Here is a 12844-nt window from a genome sequence, read left to right as displayed (position 1 = left end):
TTCGAGGCAAAGAGCTGCGGAACCGCAAACAATGTCAACAGCGCCACCGTCATTTACTTCTGCAATTCTATAGTTTTTCCAGTATAACAGAGTATTACCAACACCAGTCCCTTCACCGTTTCTGGGAACACTGATCGATGAGTTTTTCGGCGGGCTGGTCCTCTTTCTCATTTTCAGTCGGCCGCTGTTGACGGGAGTGAAACGGTTTCTCAATTTCAGAGTGCCCCTGTTGATTCAGGGTGACCCGCTCATTGTCCCGCTCGCGGTGCCGGTGGTGTTCTACTGGTTCTCTTATTTGCTGTTATGAGTGATGCATTTCCTCACGATCATAAATAAGCGGCTGCAGAAAGATGCGCTGCGTTTGAACGGGATTTTGATCGCTTTGAAGATGTGAGTCTCTACCGGACTGTGCAGATCGCGTACTGCCTGAGGCAGATCGGTAGGGAACAGGCAGACCGGCAACGGTTCATCGCACTTCAGGCATTTTTAGAAGGACACAGTCCGGCCGACCTCAGTACGTGCCCGATCTACGAACCGCTGCTTCTCGGCCTGAATCCTAACCAGTCGGACCTAAACCGGGATTGAGTGGAATGACCACTGGAACCGGGAACTCGACTTTGATGCGTTGAAAATACACTGGTCTCTAATTCTGTAATAAGATTCTCGCTCACCCCGCGAGGCTTTTCCCCGGCACGGACATTTTTTAAAATACCCGCACGTACCCCACAATCGTGGTCGAACATTGTCTGTCGCCGATCTCGTCAGTGGAACGATTGAATCTAAACGACGTTTCTTTTTCACCTGAGCCAGTGAGATCCGAACTTGGTCATTGTCCAAACCGTCCTGTTGCTTGTGATGTCGAACATCTTTATGACGATTGCCTGGTATGCTCATCTGAAAGAGCTGAACCACAAGCCGTGGCTTGTGGCCGTGTTTGTCAGCTGGGGGGTGGCCTTCTTTGAATATCTGATTCAGGTTCCCGCGAACCGCATCGGTTATACGGAACTGTCACTCGGGCAATTAAAGATTATTCAGGAGGTAATCACGCTCTCGGTCTTCGTGCCGTTCGCGCTGTTTTATATGAATCAGCCACTCAAACTGGACTACCTCTGGGCGGCACTCTGTCTGGCAGGCGCGGTCTATTTTGTTTTCAGAACGTAATCAGACGATCGTCAGGTGAGGTGTGTTCCAATTCGCGTTGAGAATCGACAGCGCCACATCTTCTGCACTGAGCGGTTTGGAAAAGAAAAAGCCCTGTCCATATCCGCAGCCTAATTTCCGCAGGAGGGCCAGTTGTTCCGGTGTTTCAATGCCTTCTGCGATCACTTCCAGGCCCAGTTTTTCTGCCAGAATGATCAAGGCGTGAATCAACATCACTTCGCGGCTGCGATCTGATTTCTTGATGAACTCACGATCCAGCTTCAGGACGTCGATCGGAAAATCGCCGAGACACGACAATGACGAATATCCCGTGCCAAAGTCGTCGACGTCAATATGTACACCCAGTTTTTTCAGTTGATTCAGCGTTTCGATCGACGTTTTACGATCGTGCATGATGATGCTTTCGGTGACTTCCAGATGCAGACAATCCGGCGGGATCTGATGCTTCTGAATCGCCTGTTTGACGATTGTGACCAGCGTCGGATGCTCTAACTGTTTACGCGAAACATTGACGTGCAGATTCGCAGGCGCGTTCTCTCCCAGAGACTTGCGCCATGCGCCAAGTTGCCGGCACGCTTCATCAATCACAAAATTACCGATGGGAATAATCATACCCATTTCTTCGGCGACCGGAATAAATTCATCCGGATTGATCAATCCGCTCTCCGTATGAAACCAGCGAATGAGCGCTTCGACCCCCTTCACCGCTCCCGATTCCAATTCGACGATCGGCTGATAAAAGAGTTTGAGCTCATTTCGTGCGATCACATCTCGTAGTTCGTTCTCAATGTAAAGCCGCTTCTGGGCTTTGTCGCGCAGGACACGATCGAAAACAATCGGACGGTCCATTTTAGCAGCTTTGGCCTCGTACATGGCCATGTCCGCGTTACTCAGCATTTCACTCGCTGTTTCCGAGAGATGTTCGCTGGTCACAATCCCGACGCTGGCTTTCGAGTAAATCGTATAGCCGCCCAGTTCGTACGGTTGCGCTAATGTTTTCATCAGCCGTTCCGCAACCAACGTCGCATCATGGGGATCAGAAATGTTCTCGAGCAAAACAACAAACTCGTCGCCCCCCAGTCGTGCAGCCTGAATCAAATCCGTCGCCCGCACCGACTTTCGCAAACGTGTGGCAAACTCCTGCAACAGTTTGTCACCGACGTCATGCCCGAGACTGTCGTTAATCAGTTTGAAACGGTCGATGTCCATGAACAACAGCGCAAAATGTTTACCCGATCTGAGATCGATCACCTTCTGAATGGATTCCAGTATCGCAACCCGGTTAGGCAGGCCGGTCAGCGGATCGTGGTGAGCGAGCTGTTGCAGTCGTTCCACTAAGTCTTTTTGCTCGCTGATATCAATCCGCAGTGTCAGATATCCCCCCACCTTTCCCAACTGGTTGAGCAAAGGCACGATTGTCGTATCAACCCAGTACAAATCGCCATTTTTGGTCCTGTTGCAAATATCGCCGCGCCAGGTCTTGCCGTTGGCGATCTTACGATACATTTCCTTGAAAAATTCCATGGGATGATGGTCGGAACGCAGAATGCGGTGGTTCGCACCCAGCAGTTCATCGCGGCTGTAGCCCGAAATTTCACAGAAGTTGTCATTGACCTCAAGGATTCTTCCCCGAACATCGGTGATGGCAACGATCCCCGCCTCGTCCACGGCATTGCGAAATGCCTGCAGACAAGTCAGCTCAGAGTTAATCGATTCCGTTTTTTTGCTAGTCACTTTTATCTGCCTTTAATTTGCTCTCTCGTTCAACTCAACTCGGCAACCAAATTCGTCCTGTCTTTCCTGGTTACTTTGATCGAGTAACGTTTCAGATAAGCAACTGTGTTCATGTGCTCTGCAGGCATCACTTCTCAAGCGTGAAGTAAGTCTAGGTCCGATTAAGGCAACAAATCGCAATAAGTAGACAGGGGCATGAAATTCCTCCACGCGCACAGGTTTCGTACGGGTTCTGCGGATTGTATCGCATCAACTGGAGGTGAGTTCCTCCCATTAAGGGGGGCAATCTCGGCTTGAAACCCTGCCAGGTACGAGATCATCGGGGGCAGAACGCCTTGTAAGAATCACGTCATCAATATACGAACGTATTCACAAATTGAGAGTTGTGGCAGGATCAGTCTGGAGAAACTTCTTCCGTACCGGCCCAGTAACGGTCATTCGTCCCGAGGTTCATTTTGAATTCTTGATACGAAGCAAAGAGCACCGGAACCACAAACAAGGTCAACAGCGCCACTGTCATGCCGCCGATGACAGGCCACGCCATCGCTTTGGCAACGTCGGAGCCACGACCGGTAGAAAAGATGACCGGCAGCAGCGCGATAATCGTGGTAAACGTCGTCATCAGACACGGACGAATTCGCTTGAGCCCTGCTTCGACAACCGCATCCCGAATATCCTCATTGGTCGAGAGCCTTTTGCGCGTAAAGACCTGATCAAGATAAGTGGTCATCACCACGCCATCATCAACGGCGATTCCAAACAGGGCAATAAAGCCGACCCAGACCGCAGTATTAATCTGAATGTCGTTGATTGCCAGAAAGATCATTCCTCCGGCGAACGCGACTGGAATACCAGAGAAGACAGCCAGGGCGATCGGCAGGTTACGAAACTGTAAATAGATAATGAACAGATTCGTCAGAATAACCAAAGGCACAACCCAGAGCAGTCGATTGTTGGCTTCGATCTGGTTTTGAAATGATCCGACTGCTTTCAACGCGTAACCGGTGGGCAAGCTTAACGCCCCATCCTGCTGGGCGGCGTGCAGACTGGTTTCGACGGCATCAATCGTTTCGAGCGCTCCTTCCTGACCCGATGACGAAAATGAGACATGCGCCACCAGACGGGCATCTTCACTATTAATAACGCCCGGTCCCCACGTGGTTTTCATTTCTGCCAGCAGCGATAGCGGTATCACTTCTCCCGAATGCGTGACGACAGGCAGTCGATTCAAAGTATCGATCTGTTCGCGAAGATCTCGCTCGTAACGGACGCGAATCGGGTAGCGTTCCCGGCCTTCAACGGTCCTGGTGACATTCGAACCTCCCAGAGCGGTCTCGATAATTTGATTGACCATCGCGGTTGACATGCCATACCGCGCCGCCGTTTCTCTGTTGACGTCAAATTCCACATACGGTTTCCCCAACACGATATCAGGGTTTACTGTCGCCCCGTTGACCTGGGGAATCTGTTTCAGCCGGTCGGCGACGGCGATCGACGCCTTCGCCAGTCCGTCCAGACTGTCGCCATAAATGCGAATCGCCATGGGTGCTTTGATGCCGCTCTGCAGCATCACCACCCGCCCTTCGATGGGTTGCAGCGGCGAGGCAGGCGTGACTCCCGGCAGCGTAGCGACCGCGTTAATCTGCTCCCAGATATCTTTTGTAGTGACGCCAGGCCGCCACTGATCGACGGGCTTAAGCATGACATACGTTTCGATCATCGCTGCCGGCGCGGGATCGAGAGCGGAATCGATACGACCGATTTTCCCTAACACATTTTCGACTTCGGGAATCTCTCGAATCAGCGTGTCTTGTGTCTGCAGGACTTCCAGCGCCTGCGAAAAGCTGGCCGCAGGGTACAGGGTCGGCATGTAAAACCAACTCCCCTCATCGAGTGCAATCCAGTCGTTGGAAGCCAACCCGGGAAACAGATGCTTGGCCGCCACAAAACCGGGCACTTCGTTCGCGTCGACTCCAAGGGAATTCGCAAATTTTTCGAACGGTTTTAACACCACAGGCATCCCCACCCAGGCGCCCAGCCCCAGCAGTACGACGAAGGTGGGAAACGAGAAGAACAGCAGCTTATGCGCCATAAAAAACCGCAGTGTCGGTTCATAGAGAACGTGAATCGTTTTCCCTATCGGATTTTCATCAACCGGTCGCAACCGTTCACTCAACACCCAGTAACAGCAGATCCCGCCGATACCGGCGCACAAGATGATCAATACGGGAAGACTGACGGGGAGTTGACTGACGTAATTCGCGCCTGCCGTCCCTGCCAGCAATCCGCATACCAGAGTAAACACGCTTGAGATAATGATTCTGCGTCGTTGACTCCGCTGATTCGAAGCGAGAAACAGACGACTCAAAAGGGGCACCAGTGTGATAGAGACGATCAACGCCGCTGTGATGGAAAAGGTTTTCGTCCAGGCGAGCGGCGCAAACAGTTTATAGTCGCGACCGGTCAGCATGAAGACGGGCAGAAAGCTGACCACCGTAGTCATCACCGCAGTGACGACCGCGGGCGCGACCTCAACGGCAGCCTCATAGATGACTTCCAGTCTCTTCTCTTTCCCCCCCGGCCTGCCTTTCGCTTCCCACTCAGCCAGTTGACCATAGATCGATTCAGAAACGACGATCCCCATATCGACCATCGTGCCGATCGCAATCGCGATTCCGGCCAGCGACATGATGTTGGCATCAATACTGAATATATTCATAGCGATAAACGCCATCAGCACTGCAATCGGCAGCGTAATTGCCACCACCAGACTGGCGCGCAGATGCAGCAGAAACAGCAGGATCACCACCGCGGTAATGATCACTTCCTCGGTCAGCGCTGTGGTCAAAGTGGCAATGGTCTCGTTAATCAGACCGGTCCGGTCGTAGACGATTTTGAATGTCACCCCTTTCAGGCTCGGCTGAATTTGTGCCATTTTCGCTTTGACGAGGTCAATCACCTTCCGCGGATTTTCGCCAAAACGCATGACGATCACACCGCCGACGGCTTCCGCACCATTCAGGTCAATCGCACCCCGGCGGAATTCCGGACCGAGTTGAACCTGCCCGAGATCACGAATACGAATCGGCACACCATCGCGGGAACGAACGACCGTCGATTCAATATCACTGACCGCTTTCGTCGTGTTTTGATCCGCGCCGATGAAGCCACGTCCACGGATAATGAATTCCATGCCCCCTGATTCCACGGTCTTCGCGCCCACATCGATGTTCGATTTGCGAACGGCGTCGATCACCAGATCGAGGGGAATATCGTGAAAGCGGAGTTTGTCCGGGTCGATTTCGATCTGATACTGGCGCACGTAGCCGCCGACGCTGGCCACTTCACTCACACCGGGAACGGCCTGCAGTTCGTACTTCACGACAAAATCCTGCAGGCTGCGGAGCTCCGCCAGGTTCATACCTGCTTCGGGTGGCTCCAGCACATAATAGAGCACCTGCCCCAACCCGGTGGCATCCGGCCCCAATGTTGGGACGACGCCTTCCGGCAGCAGCGCTGCAGCGGTGCCCAGTTGTTCGGCGACGCGGGAACGGGCCCAGTAGAAATCGGTGCTGTCTTTAAACGTGACCTGCACGAAGCTGTAACCGAACAGACTTTTTCCGCGCACCGATTCGGCATCGGGAACGGCCAGCATTGAAACAGAGAGCGGATAAGTCACCTGGTCTTCCACGTCCTTCGGCGATCGTCCCGGCCAGGCAGTGAAGATGATAACCTGATTTTCACCAATGTTGGGAATGGCATCAATGGGGACTTCGTGGACGCCGTACAAGCCGAAACCGATGAGGATCGCCGTCACAATAAGCATAATCAGCGGTTCACGAATGCTGAACCCGATCAAGGCACGTAACATGGTTTATTCTCCTTGAGGCCTTGAAGGTGATTTGTCCTGCGGTTTCTGCGTCCCCGGTTTTGACGTCTCTGTTTTTTTAACGGCAGGCTCGAACGTGCTGACCAGCTCACCACAGTGCAGCATCTTGCTGCCGAAATAGGGGTTCAGCAGTTTGTCATCAGCCTGCAGCCAGTCTCCCTCCCCCTGCGGAACCATCGGACAGAAGAAATGATGAAACGACAGATGGCTGTCATCGCTGCGGACTTGAGTCGCCAGCGTCACAACCGCATGACTGATCGTCTTGAATTTCTTGCGTGCCTCATCGAGTGAGAGATGAGGCAGATGCTCCGCATCGGTTGCGATCTGCTTCAATTCTGCTCTGACCGGTTCACTGAGTCTGGAATCGCCGGCTAACTGTGCGGAAAGCTGATTCAACGCCTTTGCCTGCGCTTCCGTAATTTTTTTGTCCGATGCGAACATTTTCTGAATGCTGAAATAGGTGGAATACAATTCATCGAGCGTTTTGCCGGGTGGCCCCGAGAGCTTTTGAATTTGAATCGATTCGAATTTGAGCGGCGTATTGCGTTTGTCCGATTTTTTCTCGGGCGTATAACGCGTCGGGTCGATCAAACTTGGCTTGCCGGATAACTGCATCTGAGAGTCAATCAGAAAGTTGCCGGCCGTCGCGACTTTCTCGCCTTGTTTGACGCCGTCCAGTATCACAGCACGATCTCCCAGCATCGGGCCGAGTGTCACGTTTCTGAGTTCAAAACGCCCCGGTTTCGTTTCCACATAAATCACACTGTGATTACCTGCCAACAGCACGGCGGAACGAGGAACCGTCAGTGCTTCCCGCTGGGCAACGGGATGTTCGGTATAACCATAGCGCGATGTGGGCACGAGTTTCATGCCACAAATTGGACAGTCCCCCGGCTGGTCGCGAATGATCTGGGGATGCATGGGGCTGATCCACTTTCCCGCCAGTTCGTCATCATAAACGTTTCCTTGCGGGCCGATGGGAACGGTGATCTGTGCTTTCGCATAATCGCCGGGCCTGAGTTGTCCGTCCTCATTCAGAAATTCGACACGCACTCCCACGGTCCGCCGGGATTGATTGACGGTCGGATCGATGAACACGACCCGCCCTTTCAGAGCTTTACCGGGCAGTGATTGCAGTTCGGCTGCCACCAGTTGACCAAAGCGAATGCGCGACGCATCTTCCGGATAGAGTTCCAGCATGAGCCAGACCGTGGTTAGATTGGCAATGCGATAGATCGGCTCGCCGGCTTTGATGTATTTCCCTTCTTCAGCCAGTTTCTGAGTCACCGTGCCTCCCATCGGGGCGTAGATTGTGAGACGCGACTCCGCTTTTCCGCTGGTTAATAACTGATTGATCTGTGCTTCCGTCATCCCCAGTTCGACAAGTTTCTGCCGGGAATTGGCAACCAGTTTCCCCTGCACCTCGCGCACAGCAGCCAGCGCACCTGACGTCATCTTTTGCAGTGCATTTCGCGATTCCAGCAATTCAATCTGTGCTGAATAAAGCTCGGGACTGTAGACAATCGCCAGATGATCGCCCTTCTCGACTTGGACACCGGTGTAGTCCGCGAACAGTTTTTCGATCCGTCCGTTAATATACGCGGCGATCGTGGCCTGCCGACTCTCATCGATCTCAATCGCGCCGATGGTTTCAATGACGCTGCTGACGGGTTCCAATTTGACTTCGGCCGTCTGAATGTTTGCCAGACGTCGTTGCGCCGGGTCGATGTTAATGGCCATCTGATCGATGTTACTGCCCGACTGGGACGCGGGAACCAGCGTCATCCCGCAAATGGGACACCGCCCCGGTTGGGGCTGACGGATCTGCGGATGCATGGGACAGGTGTAGATCTGCGGTTTGCCATCCTGCGTCGTCGTGGCGGCAGACGGTGTTCCTGTTTGAATCCAGCCCACGCGTTGTGCCACGCCGAGCAATACAATCAACAAAAAGCCCACCGCCAGGAACAATCCTGCCGGCAGCAGTTTTCTCATCCACCAGCGCGTCGATTTGGCGTCGGGGTGTGGTGCCGAATTCGTTTCATCAGCCGCTGGTTCATTCGTGGAAGACGCCGTCATCTGTCCCCTCCGGATCATTAGTATTAAGAGAGCGGCCAGCCAGTCACAATTGACCAGCATTGGACCGTGCCGGAAAAAAACTAACCAGCCGCTCTGTTTCTGTAATGGATCGCTTAAATATATTGTGCGCGAAGTCTTGATTGGCAATCGTTGAGATCTGTTTTCATAAGCCATTTTGCACCGCGCTGTTTTTCATTTACGGAAAACAGACTTGATCTATGAACTGGAGACCGGAATCTCAGGAAACCGTGTGCGCATGAAAAATGCGGTTTCAACAAGATCGCTTTCGAAAGTCTGAAAGCAGCTTAGATCAAAGAGACGCAGAACAGAACCTGCGCAGCCTTCTGCGAAAGCAGAGAGCGTGGCGGAAACTCCGACGCATGAAATGCCTGGATTTGAGGGTGCGAAAAACAGCCTGCCACATCTTGGGTGAGCAACTGAAGCAGGAGCATTGTTTCCTGGCCCTGGTTCGATTGGACAGGCAGCGCCGGCAGACTGCTGCTCCGGCCACAACAACAACGGGCAGAGCCACACTCACAGCCTGAAGCATCAACGTGCCGCGTTTTCTGAGCACAGCAGCTTTTCTGTCCGGTTTCGAGAACTCTCGCAGACTGAGTGAGTTGGCAACAACAGCTTTGCTGCTGCAATGGGGAGCCACCGGAGTTGGTTTGACTGCAGCAGCAGCCAGACAAGTTTGCGGGACAGAGCGTCTGAATCAACAGCATTGCTGTCGTCATCCAGAGACACATCGCTCGACTGATCACCCGCATGGAGTCACTCCCGAATAAAACTTCAAAGACCTCAATTAATACTGTATCGCTTGAGAGGCATGAAGTCCAGACGGATTTTCGTCACTCTGCAGCCGGAAGACCAGGCAGCGTTGGCAAATCAGTCAACGGAAGATCCTGTCCACTGACACGACTGAGCCGCGCCAGCGAGATGGCAAGCTCTCCCTTTGCCTGATGAAAACCCAGTTCGAGAGTCAGCAGATTCCGATAATCCCGGATGACACGATCAAATTCGACTGCCCCGCGGGAATACGATTCCTGATCGGCTCTTAAAGTCTGACGGGCCTGGGGCAGGATCGTCTCTTTGTAAAGTTCCGCCGTCTCTTCCGCGCGTCTGGCTTCCGCCAGTAATTCGGTAATCAGCGCATCATACCGGTCCAGCAGTTCGGTTTCGGAATTCGTTGAAGCGAGATGTTTCCAGGTCGCTTCATCTTCCAGCGCATCATACTTCTCTTTCCAGAGTGGAATACTGATCTGGGCACCGAGAGCCCAGGGATCCTGGCCGACGTCTACGATCTTTGAAGGGGGACGGTTGCCATCCGTCACAAAATAATTCGCCGAGATGGTCAGTTCGGGACGCCGACTTAAGTGAGCGACTTCAATTCCCCAGCGCGAAGCCTGCGTGCGAAGTTGGGCAGCCTGAATTTCCGGCTGAGAACTTAACGCACTTTGATAAATGGCTTTGGACGACAATGCCGGCAGTGTGATTTCGAGTTCTTCCGCGACAATCACCGGGATATCAGCGTCCCGTGCGACCAGTCGATTCACTTCCGCCTGGACGGCCACGCGCAATTTCCGGTACGTGAGCAGTCGCTCTTCCAGCTTGCTCAGTTCCAATGTTCCCAGCAGCACATCTCCCTGTGTCGCAGTTCCGGTAGCGACTTGCGCATTGGCAACATCAATCAGTGATCTCAGCAGTTGCTGATTCGCCTTCGCGGTGGCAATTTGCCGATCGATGACGTACAGCCGATACCAGCCCGTACGCACGGCGGCGATCACCTGCAGACGTTCCGCCAGATAGTCGGCCCGCACGGCAAACGCTTCGAAACAGGCGCGCTGTTCTTCCGCGTTTAATTTACCGAGCCAGGGAATCATCTGACTGACACCCAGTGCGGCCCGTTGAGAGCCGGACGCCGTTTCAATCGGCGCGCCAAACACATTCGCCCCCACCTTCGGGTCGGGCAGTTTGTTGACATAACGGGACCGGGCCGAAGCCGCATTATAATCCTGATAGAGCTTCACCAGTCGAGGGTTCTGATCGACGGCCAGGATTTCCAGTTCACTCAAGGCATGGATTGGAAATGGCTGTTGAATGACCAGTTCCGATCGCGTGTCATCCGCAAGATCCGCTTCCTGAGACTCGGAGTTGACCTGTACGATCTTCGCTTCGGATTTCGACACATTATCAATATCAAGCGGCGCACGCGCAACCCGATCACTGTCGACCTCTAATTTCACAGAGGCCGAATCCTGCACGGTGGCTGCATTCGTGGCACATCCGGCGACAAAAACCGCCGCGAGCAGCAGACCGAAGCCGCGCACTTTGACTGAGGGATGATCCGTCATCCTGCAACCTTATTGATATCCACTGCAAGCTCATTCCGCGCACGCGGGCAAAGATCGTCAGCGGTGATAAATGAAAATGGCACGGTCCACGGAAAAGATCGACACAATCCAGGGTCCGATTGCCCGTATATTGCCGAATCCAGCGGTCATTACGGAAATCTGATTGTGGTTGTACCAGTTATAACGAACGTGGCAGTCACACGAACGGTTATCAGCCTGGCAGATTTTGTGGCTTGTATCGCTTAAACAGGTTGTGAGTTCATCCTACTGTGGGAACGACCTCGCATAGAAGCTCTGTTTTGTAGCGATGATCACGACAGGAAACCATGCCCCGGTTTCATTGTCGATAAACGGAAGTGGCAGCGATTGAGAGTTGTGGTAGGATCAGTCTGGTGAACTGTCTTAGATACCGTCCCAGTGGTGGGAGGTGGTGAAATTTCAGCGGGTTAATTCAATTTTTCTGCCGTTTTATACAAAACGTGAGTGCCATCGACATCTGAAGACCAGTGTTGCAAATTTGAATCTTGGTCAATGACATAAAAGTCGTCCATAGGGTCTGAATATTTCACCCGCACAAACTTTCTGCCTCCTTCATATTGTTTTTCAGCAAGCTGGTCTTCTCCTTTACTTCCATCACTAAACATTGTTTGCATGTAGAAAACACCATTTTTTTTATATATGGAGACTCTTCGTCCATCATCGATGAACCAACTGCCAAGATACCCCGGTGGCTTCATTGACGGTAATTGCCTAAGTTTATTTTCTTCATCTGTAGTGAGACCTAAAATCCTCACTTCTAATTCAGGATTAAAATGTGTCGTTGCCCATGCCCCTGAATCGATAATCATTCCTGGCAGATAATAACAAATAAAAGTTCTTTCATATTTTTGAGGGTCTTCCGACTTGAGTTTAATCGCAAGTGCCTGAAGTTGGTCCTTAGAAACTTTCTTGCCGAGCCTAATATCAAGGCTTCTCTTGATGTTATGAACTGTATCATCATTGATGATTGTGAAATCGACGCCATCAAGAACACCTTGAGAAGGGGCTGCAGAACTGAGGACGCTGTTATTGCTTGAGTTGACTTCTACTCTTGATGGAGATGATTCTTTTTGATTGTCAGATACACTCTAACCGATGCCAATTATTCCCGCACACAAAAAGCACGTAAATAGCCCCATCATCCCAACGCAGCCTAATGCTAAATTGCTGCTATTTCGTTTGACTGTAGCACCGCACCCAGGGCAAACTCGGGCTTTCTTGCTAATCCGCCGGCCACATTCCCTACACTTCGTCAGCGCCATTTGAGTTTATTCCTTGCTCTTGATTCAGGGGATGTCAATATGGTATCCAGTTGTGACGGAACTTTCCATAAAATGTAGATACAAACTCACTGTGGGTTTTAATGTTCCGACTTTACATACGGTCTTTGCTTGTGAATCAACTCCCTCGCACGCCGAATCCACCATGGTTATTCTCATTTTAAATAAGCATGGTGTCGCACTCGGTGACTAAAGAACCGATATGATTCTTCAGGACAAAACGCTTACTGAAGATGAAATATTTGACAAAGACATAGCCTTGCTAAAAGAATTGGAAACGATCCAAATACAGCAGATGGTATTGCTGAAAG

The 12844-nt window shown here is 52.1% G+C and carries 7 protein-coding genes; 2 read left to right on the top strand and 5 right to left on the bottom strand.

Features of this window, described 5'->3' with window-relative positions; genetic code table 11:
* Positions 1–822 precede the first annotated feature (822 nt).
* Complete coding sequence (locus Q0294_RS02170; protein WP_299460450.1) at positions 823–1161, top strand: DMT family protein; 339 nt, start codon at positions 823–825, stop codon at positions 1159–1161.
* Here Q0294_RS02170 and Q0294_RS02165 read toward each other — a convergent pair whose 3' ends face one another.
* The 3 genes from Q0294_RS02165 to Q0294_RS02155 form a co-directional block, all read right to left on the bottom strand.
* Complete coding sequence (locus tag Q0294_RS02165) at positions 1162–2895, bottom strand: EAL domain-containing protein (RefSeq protein ID WP_299460448.1); 1734 nt, start codon at positions 2893–2895, stop codon at positions 1162–1164.
* 394 nt (positions 2896–3289) lie between these two features.
* The gene (locus Q0294_RS02160; RefSeq protein ID WP_299460446.1) at positions 3290–6766 is read right to left on the bottom strand and encodes an efflux RND transporter permease subunit; all 3477 of its coding nucleotides are present in this window, start codon (positions 6764–6766) and stop codon (positions 3290–3292) included.
* A gap of 3 nt (positions 6767–6769) precedes the next feature.
* Complete coding sequence (locus tag Q0294_RS02155; protein WP_299460443.1) at positions 6770–8860, bottom strand: efflux RND transporter periplasmic adaptor subunit; 2091 nt, start codon at positions 8858–8860, stop codon at positions 6770–6772.
* A 554-nt stretch (positions 8861–9414) separates the two neighbouring features.
* Between Q0294_RS02155 and Q0294_RS02150 the strand changes: the two genes are divergently transcribed.
* Positions 9415–9648: a hypothetical protein gene (locus Q0294_RS02150; protein ID WP_299460440.1), complete on the top strand. Its 234-nt coding sequence runs from the start codon at positions 9415–9417 to the stop codon at positions 9646–9648.
* A 63-nt stretch (positions 9649–9711) separates the two neighbouring features.
* On the opposite strand, the gene Q0294_RS02145 is transcribed toward Q0294_RS02150, so the two are convergent.
* On the bottom strand, positions 9712–11214 hold the full coding sequence (locus Q0294_RS02145; protein ID WP_299460438.1) for a TolC family protein: 1503 nt from the start codon (positions 11212–11214) through the stop codon (positions 9712–9714).
* 446 nt (positions 11215–11660) lie between these two features.
* Positions 11661–12062, bottom strand: coding sequence for a hypothetical protein (locus tag Q0294_RS02140; RefSeq protein ID WP_299460436.1), 402 nt, complete (start codon positions 12060–12062; stop codon positions 11661–11663).
* Positions 12063–12844 lie beyond the last annotated feature (782 nt).

Source organism: uncultured Gimesia sp. (genome assembly GCF_937919775.1).
Lineage (GTDB): Bacteria > Planctomycetota > Planctomycetia > Planctomycetales > Planctomycetaceae > Gimesia.
This window is presented reverse-complemented; position numbering and strand designations above follow the sequence as displayed.

Excerpts from the sequence above, each read along its gene's own strand:
- Q0294_RS02160 (WP_299460446.1), bottom strand. The coding sequence starts at position 6,766 with ATGTTACGTGCCTTGATCGGGTTCAGCATTCGTGAACCGCTGATTATG.
- Q0294_RS02155 (WP_299460443.1), bottom strand. The coding sequence starts at position 8,860 with ATGACGGCGTCTTCCACGAATGAACCAGCGGCTGATGAAACGAATTCG.
- Q0294_RS02145 (WP_299460438.1), bottom strand. The coding sequence starts at position 11,214 with ATGACGGATCATCCCTCAGTCAAAGTGCGCGGCTTCGGTCTGCTGCTC.
- Q0294_RS02140 (WP_299460436.1), bottom strand. The coding sequence starts at position 12,062 with ATGATTATCGATTCAGGGGCATGGGCAACGACACATTTTAATCCTGAA.